The sequence below is a fragment of the Pantoea sp. SS70 genome (assembly GCF_029866845.1).
GTDB lineage: Bacteria > Pseudomonadota > Gammaproteobacteria > Enterobacterales > Enterobacteriaceae > Pantoea > Pantoea leporis.
In genome coordinates this window covers 603384-623054 of the sequence record NZ_CP117200.1, presented here as the reverse complement: position 1 = coordinate 623054, position 19671 = coordinate 603384, and the positions used below count along the sequence as shown (strand labels likewise).

At 55.3% G+C, this 19671-nt stretch carries 17 protein-coding genes; 13 read left to right on the top strand and 4 right to left on the bottom strand.

The annotated features are described in order from the left end of the window. Positions 1 to 14: 14 nt before the first annotated feature. The gene (locus tag PO881_RS22420; protein ID WP_280173045.1) at positions 15 to 932 is read left to right on the top strand and encodes a DMT family transporter; all 918 of its coding nucleotides are present in this window, start codon (positions 15 to 17) and stop codon (positions 930 to 932) included. A 2-nt stretch (positions 933 to 934) separates the two neighbouring features. Here the strand turns inward: PO881_RS22420 and PO881_RS22415 are convergent, their stop codons facing one another. After that, positions 935 to 1822, bottom strand: coding sequence for a MurR/RpiR family transcriptional regulator (locus tag PO881_RS22415; RefSeq protein WP_280173044.1), 888 nt, complete (start codon positions 1820 to 1822; stop codon positions 935 to 937). A gap of 196 nt (positions 1823 to 2018) precedes the next feature. Between PO881_RS22415 and PO881_RS22410 the strand changes: the two genes are divergently transcribed. From PO881_RS22410 to PO881_RS22395, 4 genes are all read left to right on the top strand, one after another. Beyond that, entirely contained in the window at positions 2019 to 4148 is a 2130-nt protein-coding gene (locus PO881_RS22410; protein ID WP_280173043.1) for a TonB-dependent siderophore receptor, read from the top strand. Positions 4149 to 4188: 40 nt separating this feature from the next. Further along, positions 4189 to 5298 carry an ABC transporter substrate-binding protein gene (locus PO881_RS22405; protein WP_280173309.1) on the top strand — a complete coding sequence of 370 codons (1110 nt, stop codon included), beginning with the start codon at positions 4189 to 4191 and terminating at the stop codon, positions 5296 to 5298. A 116-nt stretch (positions 5299 to 5414) separates the two neighbouring features. After that, positions 5415 to 5567 carry a KGG domain-containing protein gene (locus PO881_RS22400; protein ID WP_101761338.1) on the top strand — a complete coding sequence of 51 codons (153 nt, stop codon included), beginning with the start codon at positions 5415 to 5417 and terminating at the stop codon, positions 5565 to 5567. A gap of 249 nt (positions 5568 to 5816) precedes the next feature. Continuing rightward, the gene (locus PO881_RS22395) at positions 5817 to 6713 is read left to right on the top strand and encodes an SDR family oxidoreductase (protein WP_101761337.1); all 897 of its coding nucleotides are present in this window, start codon (positions 5817 to 5819) and stop codon (positions 6711 to 6713) included. Between the two features lie 35 nt (positions 6714 to 6748). On the opposite strand, the gene PO881_RS22390 is transcribed toward PO881_RS22395, so the two are convergent. Then, positions 6749 to 7654: a LysR family transcriptional regulator gene (locus PO881_RS22390; protein ID WP_280173042.1), complete on the bottom strand. Its 906-nt coding sequence runs from the start codon at positions 7652 to 7654 to the stop codon at positions 6749 to 6751. Positions 7655 to 7801: 147 nt separating this feature from the next. Between PO881_RS22390 and PO881_RS22385 the strand changes: the two genes are divergently transcribed. Beyond that, complete coding sequence (locus PO881_RS22385; RefSeq protein WP_110867182.1) at positions 7802 to 8548, top strand: SDR family oxidoreductase; 747 nt, start codon at positions 7802 to 7804, stop codon at positions 8546 to 8548. A gap of 583 nt (positions 8549 to 9131) precedes the next feature. On the opposite strand, the gene PO881_RS22380 is transcribed toward PO881_RS22385, so the two are convergent. Next, on the bottom strand, positions 9132 to 10304 hold the full coding sequence (locus PO881_RS22380) for an ROK family protein (RefSeq protein ID WP_280173041.1): 1173 nt from the start codon (positions 10302 to 10304) through the stop codon (positions 9132 to 9134). A 152-nt stretch (positions 10305 to 10456) separates the two neighbouring features. On the opposite strand from PO881_RS22380, the gene PO881_RS22375 reads away from it, so the two are divergent. Genes PO881_RS22375 through PO881_RS22360 form a run of 4 tightly spaced genes read left to right on the top strand, consistent with a single transcriptional unit; the run spans position 10457 to position 15292 of the window. Next, entirely contained in the window at positions 10457 to 11776 is a 1320-nt protein-coding gene (locus PO881_RS22375; RefSeq protein WP_110867180.1) for an MFS transporter, read from the top strand. A gap of 10 nt (positions 11777 to 11786) precedes the next feature. Next, complete coding sequence (locus PO881_RS22370; protein WP_280173040.1) at positions 11787 to 13430, top strand: GMC family oxidoreductase N-terminal domain-containing protein; 1644 nt, start codon at positions 11787 to 11789, stop codon at positions 13428 to 13430. After that, positions 13423 to 14502 carry a M24 family metallopeptidase gene (locus tag PO881_RS22365; RefSeq protein ID WP_280173039.1) on the top strand — a complete coding sequence of 360 codons (1080 nt, stop codon included), beginning with the start codon at positions 13423 to 13425 and terminating at the stop codon, positions 14500 to 14502. The genes PO881_RS22370 and PO881_RS22365 overlap by 8 nt, the downstream gene beginning before the upstream one ends. 10 nt (positions 14503 to 14512) lie before the next feature. Next, positions 14513 to 15292 carry an SDR family oxidoreductase gene (locus PO881_RS22360; RefSeq protein ID WP_280173038.1) on the top strand — a complete coding sequence of 260 codons (780 nt, stop codon included), beginning with the start codon at positions 14513 to 14515 and terminating at the stop codon, positions 15290 to 15292. Positions 15293 to 15339: 47 nt separating this feature from the next. Here the strand turns inward: PO881_RS22360 and PO881_RS22355 are convergent, their stop codons facing one another. After that, on the bottom strand, positions 15340 to 15699 hold the full coding sequence (locus PO881_RS22355) for an NUDIX hydrolase (protein WP_277975270.1): 360 nt from the start codon (positions 15697 to 15699) through the stop codon (positions 15340 to 15342). A gap of 128 nt (positions 15700 to 15827) precedes the next feature. On the opposite strand from PO881_RS22355, the gene PO881_RS22350 reads away from it, so the two are divergent. The 3 genes from PO881_RS22350 to proP all read left to right on the top strand — a co-directional run bounded on the left by PO881_RS22350 (position 15828) and on the right by proP (position 19168). Next, positions 15828 to 16577 (top strand): DeoR/GlpR family DNA-binding transcription regulator, encoded by a 750-nt coding sequence (locus PO881_RS22350; RefSeq protein ID WP_280173308.1) that lies wholly within the window; start codon positions 15828 to 15830, stop codon positions 16575 to 16577. Between the two features lie 60 nt (positions 16578 to 16637). Then, positions 16638 to 17528 carry an oxidoreductase gene (locus PO881_RS22345; protein ID WP_280173037.1) on the top strand — a complete coding sequence of 297 codons (891 nt, stop codon included), beginning with the start codon at positions 16638 to 16640 and terminating at the stop codon, positions 17526 to 17528. A gap of 200 nt (positions 17529 to 17728) precedes the next feature. Beyond that, positions 17729 to 19168, top strand: coding sequence for a glycine betaine/L-proline transporter ProP (gene proP, locus PO881_RS22340; protein WP_280173036.1), 1440 nt, complete (start codon positions 17729 to 17731; stop codon positions 19166 to 19168). Positions 19169 to 19671: the final 503 nt, after the last annotated feature.

Sequence of the window (19671 nt, the reverse complement as noted above, 5' to 3'; positions counted from 1 at the left end):
CAATTGTGAAACTTATGCGAACATCGGATTTGTTGCGGCTGCTGCTTTTAGCGGGGATTTGGGGTGCCAGTTTTCTGTTTATGCGCATTGCGGTACCGGCGCTGGGCGCGGTGAACACCGCGTTTTTACGCGTGTTTTGCGGCATGTTGGGTTTATTGATCATCATGGCGATGATGCGCATTCCACGCCGCTTTGAGGGCAAATTAGGTTGGGCGATGCTGCTGGGCGTTATCAACTCAGCGATTCCGTTCCTGATGTATTGTCTGGCGGCGCGCGTGCTACCGGCGGGCTATTCCGCGATTCTTAACGCCACCACACCGTTAATGGGCGTAATCATTGGTGCGGCATTTTTCGATGAAAAACTGACGATCACCAAAGTTCTCGGCATGATAGCCGGATTCAGCGGCATCATTATCATCAGCACCACCGGCGAAGCGCATCTGAGCAGCACTTTAATCGGGGGGATTTTGGCTTGCCTGGTTGCCACCGCCTGTTATGGATTTGCCGGTTTTCTGACTAAGCGCTGGATTGGTGCACGCGGCGGACTGGATGCCACCAAAGTGGCTTTTGGCAGCCAACTGGGTGCATCGCTGTTTTTACTGCCGGTCTTTGCCTTTAGTGCTCCGCAAACGCACGCCAGCAGCTGGCAAATCCCGGAAGTGTGGGCTTCTATTTTGGCGATTGGGTTTATCTGTACCGCGCTGGCCTACATTATTTATTTCCGTCTGCTGGCCGATATTGGCCCGCTGCGCACGCTGACCGTCACTTTTATGATTCCGCCGTTCGGGATTTTGTGGGGCTGGTTAGTGTTGGGCGAGCAGATCAATCAGGGCTTTATCGGCGGTTCGCTGCTGATTGTTTGCGCGGTGTGGCTGGTGACCAGCAACGGCTTTGGCAAACGCGCCGCTGTAAACAGCAGCGCCAGCAAATAGCGTTACTTTTTGCCGGATGGCTTCAGCGATCGATTGAGATCCTGAATACGCTTCATGGTTTTTACCGTGCGCGATGAGGTCGCGGAAGCCACCGACAATATCAACATCTCCAGACACACCAACACCGTTCCGTGCAGCGGCATGCGACCATTCTCGCCACCGCGCGGCACGTTAATAATGACATCCGCCTGTTTAGCGAAAGCCGAATCAAGCGCATTAGTGAGCAAAATCACCGGCATGCCGAGACGCTTCGCCTCTTTCAGCGCGGTCATGCCTTCACGATGCGCCGACTTCTGCGCCATCATAATCAGCACATCGCCGCGTTGCAGCCCAATCAACTGTTCCGCCAGCGCAATCCCAGAGCGATTGAGCGTTACCGCCGGAATACCAATGCGCGTGAACAGACGCGCGCTGTAATCCGCCAAAATTCCGGAGGCATTAATGCCAAATAGCGCCACCTGACGCGCGCCAATCAAGTGCGTTACCGCTTTGGCGACGGCTTCACGATTGTGCGGTTCGGACAGCGCATCGCAGGCATGTTTATGGCCGCTCAACACAAAATCGATGCCGGAATTGATATCGCACGACAGTTCGCTGACGGTGGCGCTCATCTTCTCTTCAGAGTTCATCGCCGGTCCAAACCAGGCGTTTAACGTGGTTTTTAAATCGCGCAAACCGGCAAAACCTAATGCCTGCACCGCGCGTACCACCGTCGCATCCGAGGTGTTAGTGGCCCTGGCAATTTCCAGCGCCGTGGCATCTAACACCACCTCGCGATGGTCGTGGATGTACCGCGCCACCGCTTGCAGACCGGATGATAATGTCGGTGCGCGCAACCGATAGCGTTCACCCAGCACATCCACACGACTTTTAATGCTATTTCGACTCATCTGCTGATTGCTCTTTAAAATGTGAGAGTTTTACTGAAGGTTTGTAGTGAATTACCCACTTACTACTTAGAATTAAGATGTAAGCCAATGAATTTATAATAATAAAAATGTAACAGCTTCGTAATCATTTCCATTTACTACTACATTACAACATGGTTGAATGATTCTCAATTGCATTGCACCAGGTTAATAAAGAATGAATAACAACAAGCCGTCGGCTTTTAAATCTCAACGCCATCCCGCCATTCTGGCTGCGATTTACGGCGTCAGCATTTGGGGTTCCACCAGCAGTTTTGCCGCAGAGGAGAGCAACACGCTCACGGTTTCGGCGCAGGAAGATAATGCACAAGGTTACAACGTCACTAATAGCGCGATTGGCAGTAAAACTTCCACGCCGCGCATTAACCAGGCACAGTCGGTCAGCGTGGTAACGCAGCAGCAGCTGGAGGATTATCAGGCGTCGAGCCTTGCCGATGCGATGCGTTTTGTCAGCGGCGTTACAGAAGGCAACACGCTGGCTGGCACCGAAGATGGCTTCGTGCGTCGCGGCTTTGGCAGCAACTCGGATGGTTCGATTTATCGCGATGGCGTGCGCAGCAGCCAGGGTTTGAACTTTGATGCCACCACAGAGCGCGTTGAAGTGTTGAAAGGCTCTGCATCGCTGCTGTACGGCATCCAGAATCCGGGTGGCGTAATCAATGTGATAAGCAAAAAGCCACAGTATGAGTGGCATAGCAAAGTCAGCGGCCGAACCTCCAGTGAAGGCGGTGGCGCGGGCACGGTGGATGTCACCGGACCGCTTGGCAACGGCTTCGCCTTCCGCCTGATTGCGGAAAAACAGAATCAGGATTACTGGCGCAATTTCGGCAGCGAAAAGCACACGCTGATCGCGCCCTCGCTGCAGTGGTTTGGTGAGCAAGCCAGCTTCCTGATTAGCTATTCAGATTATCAGTACGACATTCCTTACGATCGTGGCACCGCATTCATCAACGGTAAGCCGCTGGATATGGGCTACAAAGATCGTCTGGATGACAAAGCCAACCATGCATGGGGCCACAACAAAACCCTCAACGCCCATTATGACTGGCAGTTTAATGATGACTGGAGCACGCGCGTCACGCTCGGCTGGAACCAGCGTCAATACGATAATAATGAAGTGCGCGTCACGGCGGTCAATGCCAACACTGGCGTGGTGACGCGTCGTGCCGATGCCAATCGCGGTTTTAACCATAAAACCAAATACGTTTCGTGGGACGTGATCGGCTCACAGCAAGTGTTTGGGATGACGCACGATCTGGTGCTGGGCACCGATTACGAGATGATCCAAACCTATCGCGCGCATCAGTATCAGGGCAAAGCCAACACCGGTTTCAACTTCACCGATCCGCAGTACGATATTCTGTCGCCTGTTACCAACAGCAGCACCGAAAACAGCGCCAATGCCAATAACCTCAACCGCACGCACAGCCGTTCAATCTATGCCAAAGACAGCATCAGCCTGACGGAAAACTGGATTGCAGTGCTGGGCGGACGCTATCAGCATTACGAGCAACGCGCCTCGAAAGGTTTTGATCCGGTGGTGCAAACGCTGGACAGCGAAGGCAACAAATTCCTGCCGCAGGCCGGTTTGATCTACAAAGTGACGCCGGACGTTTCGCTCTACACCAGCGTGAGTAAATCCTTCACACCATCGACCGATGTTGATGATGATGGCAACGTCGGTAAACCGGAACAGGGCACCACATGGGAAGTGGGCAGCAAGTGGCAGATTTCACCGAAGCTGTTCGCCAGCGTCGCGCTGTATCGCATCAACGAGCGCGATATGTCGCTAAGCATTAACGGCACCACGCGCGCCATCAATAAAGCGCGCTCCAGCGGCGCGGAATTTGAGTTAAATGGCGAAGTGCTGCCGGGCTGGGATCTCAGCGCCAACTACAGCTATGACAAAGCCGAGATCGTGGATGACGGTGTTAACGCGGCTAATAACGGCAATCGCCTGCAGAATGCGCCGCGCCACGCAGGCGCGCTCTATCTGAGCCATAATCTGGCGATCTCCGGCATTCCGGGCGATTTCCGCGTAGGCGGCGGTGCGCGCTATGTGGGAACGCGCGCCGGCGATCCGGAAAACAGCTTTACCCTGCCCGATTATGTGGTAGCGGACAGCTTTGTCGCCTGGAACAATCAGCTGTTTGGCGAGAAAACCCAGCTGAAGCTCAATCTGAATAACCTGTTCAACAAACACTATTACACCTCCAGCGGCGGCAATCTGCGCGTGCGTGAAGGAGAAACCCGCAACCTGATGCTCGAGGCCAGCGTTGAATTCTGATTCGATTTTTGTACGACGTGCGCCTGGCTTGTCCGGCCCGATGTTGGTAGTGCTGGCCTGTTTTCTACTGGTACTCAGCAGCGTGGCCTGGGCAAAAACCATCACCGATATCGACGGCAATCGCGTTGAGATCCCCGATCGTCCGCAGCGTATCGTGCTGGGTGAAAGCCGCATGCTGTATACGCTGGCGTTACTGGAGCCCGGCGATCCGTTTCAGCACATTGTGGCGTGGCCGCAGGATCTGAAGAAGTACGACAGCCAAACCTGGAACAGTTTTGCCCGTCACTTTCCCCAGATGCTGAAAATCCCGTCGCTGGGTGCCGGCGGGCCGAACGCCATTAATCCCGAGCAGATTCTGGCGCTGAAACCGGACGTGGTGATTTTGCCGAGTCTGGCACGCTACGATGATGCCGACCTGCGCCTGGTCACCATGCTGAAAGCGGCGCACATTCCGGTGGTGAAGATCGATCTGCGCGTGCATCTGCTGAAAAACACCCGCCGCAGCGTGGAGATATTTGGCGAAGTGCTGAATCAGCAGGCGCGGGCAGAAGCGTTTAATCGTTTCTACCAGCAGCATATGCAGGTGATTCATGATCGCTTAGCCAGCTATCAGGGCGCGAAACCGTCGGTGCTGCTGCAACTGCATCTTGGACGCCGTAACGAATGTTGCGTGACGGCGATCAACGGCAGCCTCGGCGAATTACTCAACGCGGCGGGCGGCGACAATATCGCCAACAAAACCCAGCACGGCGTGTTTGGTCGCCTGAGTGAAGAGAGCGTGATTGCCGCTCAGCCGCAGTACTATTTTGCTACCGGCTTTGGCGATAACGCCTCGCAGGGCTTACTGAAATTAGGGCCAGACGTGGCACCTGAAACCGTGCTGACTAGTTTCAAACAGCTCACCGCGCAGCAAAACGGTTTACGCGAATTATCGGCATTGAAAAATGGTCACTCGGCGGTGATCTGGATGAATTTCTACCTCAGTCCGTGGCACATTGCGGCGACAGAATTTATGGCTAAAACACTCTATCCACAGCTGTTTGCGGACCTGGAACCCGAAAAGACCCTGCAGCAGATTTTTCGTGATTTCTTACCCATTCCTTATAGCGGCACTTATTTTATTAACATCCCGCCAGCGAGCAATAAATAATCACTTCCGCTCCGCTTGTGATTAATCCGAACCTCGCTAATCTTAAATTGCAGCACGGGCATGGCGTTGAAGCCCTTATTTCCGCCATGCAACAACAACTCACGAGAGGATGTTTTATGGCTGAGCATAGAGGCGGTTCCGGTAATTTTGCTGACGATAAAAAGAAAGCATCAGAAGCCGGTAAAAAAGGCGGAGAAAAAAGCGGTGGTAGTTTCAAAGATGACCCCGCTAAAGCATCAGAAGCAGGTAAGAAAGGCGGCAAGAAGTAGCCAACCATGTTTTAAATAGCACATAGCACCTTGGAAATCCGCCAGGGCACGGACGCCCTAAGCATTATCCCCTTCTGCAGTCGCACCTAGATAAATATTGTCAATTACCTCACGTTACTGCTGCCACTTTCTAAACCTCTTTCGTTTACCGTTTCGTCTTAATAAATCTGATTGCTCACTTTCTAACGTGACAAACATCACATTTATGCCAGGCTTAGTTTATTCACCCCATGCGACAAGGAGATATATATGACATCGCAAACCACAAATAAAACCCTTATTACTGAAACGTATCCGGTTCCGCCATTTAAAAAGCAGACGCAACCGATGCCGGGTTTGGCGAGCAAAATGGATCCCCGTCCCGATCATGGTGAAACCAGCTATCGTGGTACCGGTAAATTGACCGGTCGTAAAGCGCTCATCACCGGCGGTGATTCCGGTATTGGCCGCGCCGTGGCAATTGCTTATGCCCGCGAAGGCGCTGATGTCGCCATCAACTTCCTGCCGGAAGAAGAGGCTGATGCGGCAGAAGTGGTAAAACTGATTGAAGCCGAAGGCCGCAAAGCGGTGGCAATTCCGGGTGATATTCGTTCGGAAGAGTTCTGTCAGAAGCTGGTGGATCAGGCGGCTGAGCAGCTAGGCGGATTGGATATTCTGGTGAATAACGCCGGACGTCAGCAGTTTAATGAATCCATCCTGACACTCTCTACTGAAGATTTTGACGCCACCTTTAAGACCAACGTCTATGCGATGTTCTGGATCACCAAAGCGGCGCTGAAATATCTGCCAGCTGGATCGTCCATCATCAACACCTCGTCCGTGCAGGCGTATCAGCCAAGCGCGATCCTGCTGGATTATGCGCAGACCAAAGCGTCGATTGTCGCGTTTACCAAAGCGCTTGCGAAACAGCTGGGTGAAAAGCAGATTCGCGTCAACGCGGTTGCGCCTGGCCCATACTGGACCGCGCTCCAGGTGAGCGGCGGACAACCGCAAGAGAAAGTGGAGAAGTTCGGTGAATCCGCACCGCTGGGTCGTCCGGGACAACCGGCTGAAATCGCCCCGCTGTACGTCACGTTTGCCGATGTGAAAAACAGCTTCACCTCCGGCCAGGTGTGGTGCTCTGATGGCGGCACCGGCACGCTATAATCATCTTTGGGGTCGCCATTCGTGGCGATCCCGCTCTACCCGTTCAATCGTTCAGGAACCACGTCCCTCAGCCATCCGATAAATACCCGTAATCGCTGCGTAAGATGACGATTCTGCGGATAAACCACATGAAACGGATAATTCCCCGGACGCCACGCCGCCAGAATCTCAACCAATTTCCCTGCCTGTAAATCTGCTGCCGCTGCATAGCGGAAGGTCTGAATAATCCCTAAACCCGCAACCGCTGCCGCCAAATGCGCGTTACTTTCATTGACGCCAATCCGATGCTCACTCTTAATCTCAAGCTGCTCTTCGCCCTGGGTAAAACGAAACGGAAACGCCCTGCCGCTCTGCGGTGACAAATAGCTCACCATGCGATGACCATTTTTCAGCTCCTGCGGATAAGCCGGTACGCCATAGGTTTTCAGATAGCCCGGCGCGGCGCAGGTAATCATCTCCGCATCCCCCAAATGACGCGCCACCAGCGACGAATCGCTAAGCGGACCGCCGCGAATCACGCAATCGACGTTACCGCTGATCAAATCCACCGCGCGATCCGCAACGCCAAGATCGATACGAATGTCCGGATAGCGGGCAATGAAATCGGGCAGCGCCGGAATCAACACATCGCGCGCGGTTGAGCCGCCAATATCAATACGCAGATAGCCGCCAGGTTTGGCGCTTTCCGCATTAAACGAGTGATCGATATCTTCCAAATCGCGTACGATGCGCAGCGCTTTTTCATAGTAATCGCGCCCTTCTGGCGTCACCGTGACGCGCCGCGTGGTGCGTTGCAGCAAGCGAATGCCGAGATGCGCTTCCAGTTCCTGCACCAGTTTGCTCAGCGTGGCATTCGGCATATCGAGCGAATCCGCCGCACGCGTAAAGTTGCCCGCTTCGACGACGCGCGCAAAGGCCTTTATCGCCATTAACTGATCCATGCTGTTTTCCGCCGCCTTTAATTATCCACACACAGAAATAGTCATTTCGATTTTACACCATTTATCAGCAAACGCCGTGAAGATAGATTGCTTCTCATGCACTGCAACGCAGTCATCAAAACCTCATCACCCATTGGAGAAGCAAACATGAACGCACTCAACGGCAAAATCGCATTGGTAACCGGCGGCACAACTGGCATTGGTCTGGCATCCGCGCAGGAGTTGGCGACACAAGGCGCTCGCGTGTTTATCACTGGTCGTCGTCAGGCGGAGCTTGATGCGGCAGTCGCCAGCATCGGTGCCAGCGCCAGCGGTATTCGCGCTGATGCTGCGGTGCTAAGCGACCTCGACAACGTTTACGCAGAAATCGCCAAACAAGCAGGCCGCCTCGATATCCTGTTCGCCAACGCCGGTGGCGGCGACATGCTGCCGCTTGGCGCCATCACCGAAGAGCATTTTGACCGTATCTTTGGCACCAACGTGCGCGGCGTGCTGTTTACCGTGCAGAAGGCGTTGCCACTACTGAGTGACAACGCCTCGGTGATCCTCACCTCGTCCACCACATCGGTTCAGGGTACTGCCGGATTCAGCGTATACAGCGCCAGTAAAGCCGCGGTGCGCAACTTTGCCCGCTCATGGGCGCTGGATGTGAAAGATCGCGGTATTCGCGTTAACGTTGTGAGTCCCGGCCCGGTGCGCACGCCAGGTTTGGGTGGTTTGGTGCCGGAAGATCAGCAGCAAGGATTGTTTGATGCGCTGGCGGCGCAGGTGCCGTTAGGTCGTCTTGGCGAACCTGACGAAATTGGCAAAGTGGTGGCGTTTTTAGCGTCCGATGCGTCCAGCTTTATTAACGCCGCTGAGCTGTTCGTCGATGGCGGTATGGCGCAGGTCTGAAAGCTATTGTGTAGGTCGCCATTTATGGCGTAATGCTTGTCAGTTAAGCCAACGAGGAGTGCGCAGGCCGGGGACACTTTTGGTCCGGCGGTCCTCACGCCGCTAGCGCGGTACCTTCACTCCGCTCGTCTGCCTGACGGACCGGCGGAGACGGAACCTCCTTGTTCCGGCTCCGCCTTTCGCCCGCGTCCTGCGGGCTCTCCTGGCTTCCTCGCTGCGTTCAGCGCTGCGGATTGCCTGCCCAAAAGGGCCCCCGGCCTGCTCATCAACTTCAGTGCATATTGTTAAAAGGGCTCATTCGCTTCAGGCGCTGGCGCGACTGCTGCGGCAAAAGGGCTATCCGCAGCGCTGAGGCTTTTACGTTGTGCCATGAGCCTCACGCATGGATGCGTGAGGCAGTTCGGGGCCGGCCAGGACGGCCGATCCCCGAACGATCCGTCGGCACAACGTGGAAGCCGAAGGTACCGCGTAAGCGGCGCGAGGACGGCCCGTGACGCAGCAGATGTGTCAGAGCCCGCTACATGTTCAAAGCAACATGGTTTCTTAACTGACTAGCATTACGCCATTTATGGCGACCACGCTCTCAAGCCGCACTGGGTTCCGCCTCCACATACAAATAACCAATCCCCAGCACCTGCCGCGACCGATCCAGCTGACCAAAATGCACATTGGTGCCTTTGCTTTTCAACGCATCACGCGGATCGAACGGATTGAAATCGATCTGCCGCACAATGGTCTGCAACCAACTGTCACCAAAGGTACAGCTGCGACCATATAGCCAAATCTGATTAATATTCAGCGTGTTGAGAAAATTATATAAGCTCATACCAATCGCTTCGGCGGCGCGCTGTGCCCACGCTACAATCCAGGGTTCGCCCGCTTGCCACGCTTGCAATAACTGCGTGCTGCTGGGCTGCGGCGCTTCAGGATCGCGCTGATGAGCCGCCTGTTTTAAGGTGCTGAGTGAGGCCACCGTTTCCAGACAACCCTGACGGCCGCAACTGCAGCGCTGACCGTTCGGCTCAATGATGGTGTGGCCGATTTGTCCGCTGCCGTACAAATTGCCGCGAAAAATCTCACCGTTGATCACAAATGATGAGCCGATGCCGTAATCCACATTGATGACGCAGAATTCGCTGAGCGCATTGCGATTTAACCACTTCTCAGCCAGCGCCAGCATCACGCAGTCGTTATCCACACGCACTTCCACGCCGAGCTTCTCCTCCAGCAGAAATTTTAACTGCAACGGCGTTTTCCACGCGGCTTGCGGCATATGCTGTGACACACCGGTGACCGGATCGACCTGACCATGCACTGCCAGCGCCAGATTAATGCGTCGCTTCGGCCACTGTTTGCAGGTCTTCCGCCACACCGCCTCAATCTCACTGAGCAATGTTTCCGGCGTTTCCGCTTTGATAGCGACTTGCTCAAATTCTCCCTGCGCTACCAGCTGCGCATCGGCCAGTTGCCGTTCAATGCTGCTCGGCTTGACGCATAAACACAGCGTCCAGGCTCCGTTGGATGGCAGCTGAAAACTGCCATTGCTGTTACCGCGTGCGCTCATCAGCGCCTCAGAGTGTTGCAGTTTTCCTTCATCCAGCAGCGCCTGCAAAATTTTGCTGGTGGCTGGAATGGTTAAGCCGCTGAGGAGTGCCAATTGAGATTTACTGAGTTGTTTATGCCGCCACATCAGCGACATAAACAGCGCCTTATTATGTTTTCGCACCTGCAAATTGTTCAAACCAACCAGCTTCATTTTGTCTCCATCACACCTAATTTGCCCCGTTTACTAAACAGAGTTTACTGTCTTTTGTGATGGTTTCGCCATCCTCTTTACTACCGTTGCCTTAAAGTTCGTGCTCATCCCAATAACAAAAAAATATCCTCACCTCTCAAGAGACATTGAACATGACAACATCACCTGCAAACCATCCGTGGCTGATACGCCTCGGCATTCCACCCGCGCTGGCCTGGGGCTACGTCGCTGTATTGCTGTTTATGATTGGCGATGGCGTAGAGTCGAACTATCTCGCGCCTTACCTGCATGAAAATGGTTTCTCACTCAATATCGCGGCGGCGGTGATCGCCTTCTACGGCGTCACCGTTACGCTCGGTTCGTGGCTGGCCGGTTCGCTCTCCACACTCATTGGCCCGCGCAAAGTGATGCTGGCAGGCGGTGTGATCTGGATTGTGTTTGAAGTGCTGTTCCTCGCCATCGCCTTGCCTTCCCATAGCGTGGCCTTGCTGGCGTTAACCTACGGTTTGCGCGGCGTTGCCTACCCCATGTTTGCCTATGCGTTTCTGGTGTGGATTCAGGCCGCCGCACCCGCCGATATGCGCGGTTCAGCAACCGGTTGGTTCTGGCTGGCGTTTACCGGCGGCTTGCCCACGCTGGGATCGCTGGTGGCGATCTTCTCAATACAGTTGATTGGTGAATATGCCACGTTCTGGCTTTCGCTTGGGCTGGTCGCGTTGGGGTTGCTGGTCATGGTGATCGCGCTGAAAGAACGCAGCGGCTATCAGTCGTTGCTCGATAAGCAACACCGTCAGCAGAGCGTTGCGCGTACGCTAATGGGCGGCATCGATATTTTGTGGCGTGAACCGCGCATCGCCGCCGCTGCCGTAGTGCGCATCATCAACACCACGCCTTACTTCGGCTTCTTTATTTTCCTGCCAGGCTTTTTCACCGAGCAGATCGGATTTACGCAAACCGAATACCTCAGCCTGATCACCATCATGGGTTTAGTCGGCATGAGTTTTAATCCCATTGTCGGCAAGCTCAGCGATCGCATCGGCTGGCGCAAAGTGCTGACAGTATTTGGTGGACTCGGCTCCGGCATCTCAATGTTGCTGATGTATTTTGTGCCGCAGTGGAGCCACGGCAGCTTTGTCCTCAGCGTCATCTGCGCGTGTTTATATGGCATCACCTTGTGCGGCTATGTTCCCGCTGCCGCGCTGTTCTCTTCCCTGTGCCAGCCAAAAGATAAAGGTAACGCGATGGCGATTTACTGCTTTGCTGCCGGGCTTTCCACTTTCTTTGGCCCAGCGCTCTATGGTGCCTTCAACGCGCTGTTTGGCACCTCGGGCGTGGTGTGGGGTTACGCCGCTTTGTACTTGATCAGCGCTCTGGTTTCCTGGTGCTTCCTGCTCAGCCCGCTGGATCCCGGCGAGCAGCATAATCCCGAGGCGCAGCGCCTGCGCCGTTTAGATTCTGTCGCTTCAGAGTAAAGAGATAACCATGAAAGAGTTTGATTACATTGTGGTGGGCGGCGGCAGCGCCGGTTGTATTGTCGCCGCCAGGTTAGTCACGGAAGGCAATGCGCGCGTGCTGCTGCTGGAAGCCGGGCGCGATGAGTATCACCCGGTGCTAAAGATGCCCGCAGGTTACATGAAGTTTCTCGCCAGCGACAAATTCCTCACCATGCACCAGACCGAGCCGCAGCCACAGCTCAACGGACGCGGCGTGATTGTGCCGCAGGCGAAAGTGTTAGGCGGCGGTTCGACGGTCAATGCGATGGTGTATATGCGCGGCCATCGCCAGGATTACGCCGACTGGAACAGCGCACTTGGCAATCAGGGCATCGACTGGTCGTGGGATGCGCTGCTGCCGCACTTTACCGCCATCGAGGATAACGATCATCTCGGTGCGCCCCATCACGGCGTCGGCGGGCCAATGAAAGTGTCGCATCTCGGCCACTTCAGCCCTCTGAGCCGCGCTTATGTGAAAACTCTGCAGGGATTGGGCATTCCTTACACGCCGGATTTCAATACCGGCAATCCGTTTGGCGTAGGCTTTATGCAGCACACCATTAACGGTCAGACGCGCCAGCGCTGCAGCGTGGTGGATGCCTTTATTACGCCGCTGCGCCATGACGCGCGCTTGACCATCGTCACCGGCGCGCAGGTAGAAGAGATCCTGTTTGAGGGCGCAAATGCCAGCGGCGTACGCTACACACAGGATGGCCATCCGCAACGTGCCTGCGCGCGTAAAGAGGTGATTCTGGCTGCCGGTGCCTATCAAACGCCGAAGCTGCTGATGCTCTCCGGCATCGGTCCACAAGCCCAGCTAAAACAGCATGGCATCACGCTGCGTCAGCATTTGCCGGGTGTCGGCAAGAATTTGCAGGATCACTATGAAGTGCCGGTGGTGGCCAGCACCAACGGTGCGTTTGGCTATTATGGTCAGGATCGTGGCTGGCCGATGGTCAAAGCCGGCTTGCAATATATGTTGTTCAAAACCGGTCCGGTCACCACCACCGGCGTGGAAACCTGCGCCTTCTTTGACCCAATCGATTTCGGCGCCACGCCAACGATTCAGATGTTTTGCGTGCCTACGGTGTATCTCGACCGCGACGTGATGGGCGCCGATCCCGGCCATGGCGTTACCGTCAATTCGCTGCTGCTGCGCCCCAAAGCGACCGGCGAGGTCACGCTGCGCGATAGCAGCGCCAGCAGCTTGCCGATTATCGATACACAAATCTTTGGTCATCCCGACGATTTGGCGCGCACCATCGCCGGTTTCCGTTTTGCGCGTAAGGTCATCACCGCGACGCCCATCGGTGCGATGGTGCAGCAAGAGATCTTCCCCGGTGCAGAGATTACTTCAGATGAAAAGATTGCCGAACACTGCAAGCGCATGGTGAAAACCGGCTATCACCCGGTCGGCACTTGCCGCATGGGCCACGATAACGATCCGCTGGCGGTGTTACACGATGACCTGCGCGTGCGCGGCGTTAACCGCCTGCGCGTGGTCGATGCCTCAATGATGCCCAACATTATCAGCGGCAACACCAATGCTATTGTGATGGCGGTGGCTCACCGTGCTGCTGAATTGCTATTGCATACGCAGCAGAGCGAGAGCAAGGAGCACGCTTATGAGTGAAAAATTATCCCGCCTGCAGCGTGCACTCGCCTCCTGGCAGCTCGATGGTGTGCTGCTTACCCGGCGCGATAACATCGCCTGGCTGACCGAAGGTGCCAGTTTTTACGTAGTGGAACGCGCCGAAGTCGGCGTGGCCAGCTTGCTCATCACGCAGGACAAGGTTTTACTGCTCGCCCCTGAAAATGAGATGCCGCGTATCCTCGCCGAAGAATCGCTGCCGTTTGCCTGTGAAACGCTGAGCTATCCGTGGTTTCAATCGTTAAATACCCTGTTGCCTGAGGGCAAATTCGGCAGCGATACGCCGCAAAACGACATGTCTGATATTCAACAAGCGATGGTGGCGCTGCGACAGGGCCTGAACAGCAACGAGCAGCAGCGATTTAAAGCGTTGGGGCGTGAAGCCGCGCAGATTGTCGAAGGCGTGGCGCGTCAGTTACAAGCAGGCGTGACGGAATGGCAGGTAGAGGCCGAGATTGTCGCAGCCTGTCTGGCACGCGGTATTCGTCCGATGTGCACCTTAGTGGCGGCTGATGAGCGTATTAGCGCGTTCAAACATCCGGTGCCCACGCAGAAAAAGCTGCAACAACACATGCTGATCACGCTCGGCGCCGAGCGCCACGGGCTGCACGTGAGCCTGACGCGGTTAGTGCATATTGGCGAACCTGGTCCCGCGTTACGCCAGCACCTCAACACCTTGTGCCAGATCCACGCCGATATTCTCTGTGCAACGCAGCCGGGCCAAAGCTGGTCAACGCTATTTCAGGCAATTAAAGATGCCTATCAGCGGCACGGACATGGCGATGCGTGGCGCGATCATCATCAGGGCGGCCCGGCGGGTTATGGTTGCCGCGACGTGCTCCTAACGCCAGATACGCGCGGCGATATTCAGCCTGATATTGCCGTGGCGTGGAATCCCACGCTCAGCGGCGTAAAAAGCGAAGATACCTTTTTACTTACCGCTGAGGGCTGCGAAGCCTTAACGCGCAGTGGCGAATGGCCAATGATTACTGTGCAGCGCGGCGAGCGCACGTTGTACTTCCCAGACTGGCTGGCATTACCGGCATCTTCATAAGGAGGCGATTATGTCATCACGATTAGCTAATAAAACCGCGATTATCACCGGGGCTGGCAGCGGCATAGGCAGCGCAATCGCTACACTGTTTGCGCAACAAGGTGCTCGCGTGGCGCTGTTCGATCTTGACGGTGAAACCACCGAAGCGCTGGCGGCAGAGTTGCAGCAGCAAAGTGGTCAACACTGTATTGCCTATAGCGCAGATGTCACGCAACCCGAGGAGGTGCAGCGGGCGGTGAGCGAAGCGCAGCAAGCGCTGGGCCCGATTGATATTCTGATCAACTGCGCGGGCGTGAATGTGTTTCGCGATCCGCTGGCACTGGAGGATGACGACTGGCAGCGCTGTATGGAGGTCAATCTGAAAGGACCCTACAACCTGATCCGCAGCGTGCTGCCGGGCATGCTGGCGCGCCAGTACGGCAATATCGTTAACGTCGCGTCGGTACATGGGCACAAAATCATTCCCGGCGCGTTTCCCTATCCGGTTGCCAAGCACGGTTTGATTGGCCTCACGCGTTCGCTGGGCGTGGAGTACGCCAGCCAGGGCATTCGCATTAATAGCATTTCTCCGGGTTTGATCATGACGCCCGCCGCTGAAGCCTGGCTGGCAAGCTGTCCCGATCCGCAAGCCGAGCGTGAACGGCAGGCCGCTTTGCTACCGTGCAAACGAATTGGTGAACCGCAGGAAGTGGCATATACCGCGCTATTTCTCGCCTCGGACGAAGCGCGCTTCATCAATGCCACCGATATCCTGGTTGATGGCGGACGCAGCCAGATCTATCACGAGTAATAAATGATATTTTTATCGGGTCGCCATTCATGGCGACCACGCTTAATCTAACTCTCAATCACCGGAATCTCATCCAGTTGGGTAAAGATCGCCATTCCCCGCTCCTTGCCAATCCGCACATCGTTATCAGCCCCCTGCGACGCGCCCGGAATGCGTAAAATAGCATCGCAACAGTGAATCAAACGATGCGCCACCGGATAGAGAAAAGATTCACTGATTTCATCGCCAATTGTCTGCGAACCGGCGGCGCTCGCCAGCGGCAACGCCAGCCACTCACCAATCACCGGCGTATGTCCGCGCTGGTAGACCTGCAGGGCAATCTGGTCTAATTTCTTAATGTTTTCATGAATTAACACTTCATTGCCATTGGTGCCGCTGCGTACCGGTCCTGCGATAAGAATTAACATTGGGCTTCTCCAGAGGTTCGATGTTTAAGGCTCGCGTTTTTTTGCACGTTTGCCCGATTCTTGATGACAAAATCTACGCTAACATGCATAATCGTGCAGATACAAGCAAAAACATGAATGAGAAAATGATGCTCTCCAGCCAACGTAAACAGCACATCCTCGCCATTCTGGCCGAAGAAAAACAGGTGATGTCGAGCGAGCTCAGCCAGCGTTTCGCGGTGTCGGAAGACTCAATCCGCCGCGATCTGCGTGAGCTAGCCGCCGAAGGATTACTGCAACGTGTACACGGCGGTGCGCTGCCGGTTTCTGCCGCTATCGCACCTTTTGAAACACGCAAAAGCGTGCAGATTAGCTCTAAACGCCTTATCGCGCAGAAAGCGGTCCAGCTAATCCAGCCCGGCCAGGTAGTGATTATCGATGGCGGCACTACCACCGCCGAGATGGTGAAATTGCTGCCGCCGGATCTGGCATTTACCGTGGTGACGCACAGCCCAAGCATTGCCGTGGCGCTGGTAGATTATCCGCAGGTTGACGTGATCATGATTGGCGGCCTGCTCTATCGCCATTCGGTGGTGGCGGTGGGTGCGGCGGTGCTGGAAGGCATTGCGCGGATTAATGCCGATCTGTTCTTCATGGGCGTGACCGGCGTGCACAAAACGGCGGGATTAACCACTGGCAACTACGAAGAGGCCGGGGTGAAACGTGCGCTTTCCGCACGCGCGGCGGAAACGGTGGTAATGGTGTCGAATGAGAAGCTGAATTCCGCTTCGGCGTTTGCCATCGGCGAATTATCACTGGCCAGCACCTTGATCGTTGATGCTCAACCCGATGACGAAATGTGCCAACTGCTGCGGAAAAAGCACATAACTGTGCTGTAAACGACTATTCTTCGCTGCTGAAGAAACGTTCTGCCACTAGATAATCAGGAGCTTAATAAGATGTCTGAGAATCCCACCATCGCCCTTATTGGACCGGGCGCGATTGGCACCACCATCGCAGCGGCGCTGCATGAAGCTGGACGCACGCCCACGATTTGCGGGCGTACCGCACATCCGCAGCTGGAGTTGCGTCACGACAGCGGCAAAATTATTGTTCCCGGCCCGGTGCTCACCAATCCCGCCGAGATCGCGCAGCCGTTCGATCTGGTGTTTGTGGCGGTGAAAACCACCCAGGTTGAGGATACCGCGCCATGGCTGGCGGCGCTGTGCAATGAAAATACCGTGGTGTGCGCGCTGCAGAATGGCGTGGAGCAGAAAAGCCAACTCGCGCCCTATGTCAATGGCGCGACCGTGCTGCCGTCGGTGGTGTGGTTCCCGGCCCAGCGCGAACCGGACGCCTCGGTGTGGCTGCGTGAAAAGCCGCGCCTGACGCTGCCGGAAACACCTCACGCTGAGTTGGTGGTTGCGGCACTGCGCGACACGCGCTGCGCGGTCGATCTCTCCGCCGATTTCCTGACCATCGCCTGGCGCAAACTGCTGCAAAACGCGGTTGCCGGTTTGATGGTGCTGTCCAATCGTCGTGCGGGCATGTTCCAGCGCGACGACATCAGCGCGCTGGCGCTGGCCTATTTGCAGGAGTGCCTGACGGTAGCGCGCGCGGAAGGTGCCGCGTTAAACGATGAGGTGCCGCAGGAGATTGTAGAACGCTTCCACCGCGCACCGACTGATTTAGGCACCTCGATCCTTGCCGACCGCCAGGCCGATCGTCCGCTGGAGTGGGATATCCGCAACGGCGTCGTGCAGCGTTATGGCCGGGCGCGCGGCATTCCTACGCCAATCAGCGATGTGATTGTGCCGCTGCTGGCGGCCGGTAGTGAGGGGCCAGGCTGATCATCTACATTCACGGTCGCCATCCATGGCGACCACCCTCAAGCATGCTATCTACCCGTGTTTTATCCTGCCAACTTGCGAGATGTTAAAATCTTTACTAGGGTTTGCGCTTCTTCTGCCTCTTATAGCTTTCTTTTCCATTTATGAAATTACGGCTGCGAAAGCTATAAGATCGCGCCATTTTCTCAACTGGGGAATTTATGAGCACAGGAACGGATACAACACAATCAGCCACAGCCAGTGGCTTAACCGTTGATGACATCACCGTTATCGACAACAAATTGCTGAAACGCGCGGTCGGTGCCGCCGCGTTAGGTAATGCGATGGAGTGGTTTGACTTCGGCGTTTACAGCTATCTCGCCGTGATCATTGGCCAGGTCTTCTTCGCCGATGCCAGCGCTGCCGCGCAGCTGATCGCTTCGTTCGGTACTTTCGCCGCGGCGTTTTTAGTGCGTCCGATTGGCGGCATGGTGTTTGGTCCACTCGGCGACCGCATTGGACGTCAGAAGGTATTGGCGTTAACCATGATCATGATGTCGATCGGTACTTTCTGTATCGGTCTGATTCCGAGCTATGCCAGCATTGGTATCGCTGCGCCGATTCTGCTGCTGCTGGCGCGCTTGCTGCAAGGGTTCTCCACCGGTGGTGAATATGGCGGTGCCGCGACCTTTATCGCGGAATACTCCACCGACAAACGTCGCGGCTTTATGGGTAGCTTCCTTGAGTTCGGTACGCTGGGTGGCTATCTGCTGGGCGCCAGCCTGGTGACAGCAATGATCGCTTTCTTACCGCATCAAACCATGATGGATTGGGGCTGGCGTGTGCCGTTCTTCCTCGCCGCGCCGTTGGGTCTGTTCGGTTTGTATATCCGCTTAAAGCTGGAAGAGACGCCCGCGTTTAAAGATCACATGGATAAGCGCGAAGAGATGGAGCACAACAAACCGCGCCTGAGCGTGTGGCAGATGCTGCGCGATCAGCGTAAACCGCTGCTGAAATGTATTGGTCTGGTACTGTTGTTCAACGTCTCCAATTATATGCTGACCGCCTATATGCCGAGCTATTTAACCGGCGTGCTGGGAATGAGTGAATTATCCGGCCTGATGTTGGTGATGGTGATTATGTTTATCATGATGCCGCTGACGTTAATGTGGGGATATCTCACCGACCGCATTGGTCGCCGTCCGGTGATTGGTTTAGGCGCGTTGGGCTTAATCGTGCTGGCAATTCCGAGCTACATGTTGATTGGTTCCGGCAATATGCTGCTGGTGTTTGCCGGACTGGCGATTCTGGGCTTATTGCATACTTGTTTCAGCGGCACCATGCCGGCAACGTTACCGGCGCTGTTTGTCACCGATATTCGTTATAGCGCGCTGGCAATTGGTTTTAACTTATCGGTTTCGCTATTTGGTGGCACCACGCCGCTGATTACCGCATGGCTGGTGGATACCACGCACAATAATCTGATGCCGGCGTATTACATGATCGGTGCCGGTATTATTGGTTTACTGACGGTTTTAACCTTGAGTGAAACGGCCCGCAAACCGCTGAAAGGTTCATCGCCTGCGGTGGCAACAGAAGCGGAAGCACATCGTTTGATCGATAAATTGCGTAAACGCAAGGTTAAGCATAAAACGGCTTAGGTTCGAGTCGGCATTAACAAAGGTCGCAGTCCTGCGGGATTTAAAGCGATTTTGAGTTAAGAATACGCACGACTGCTGCAGCGCGGATGTTGAGGCGACATCCCAATCCGCTGAACGAATGAGGGATTCCAGGGCGAGCCGCAGGGATGCGGCGAGAGGTGGCGCTGAGCAGGAGCGAATCGCCGCCGGTCCGTCAGGAATCGTGAATGAGTGAAGGCACCGCGAAGCGGCGGGTTGGGCTGGCGCAAGGCCCGGGAGTGCAGAGGGCGCGGCCAGGCGTCCTCTGCTCGGTCGCCGCACGAAGACACTGCAACTGCCTCAGCATAGGGCGAACGAAAGTCGCTCGGCGCTTAACTGAGCAGCAGTACGCCATTCATGGCGACCTCATCTAACCGAAGCGTAAAAATCCCCCGCTTATTCGATAATTTCTTAAACCCGCCTGAAATCCTCTCGCGCGCGCCAGAAAACGCCAAAATATCGACTATGATTTGTTGTCCGACCTA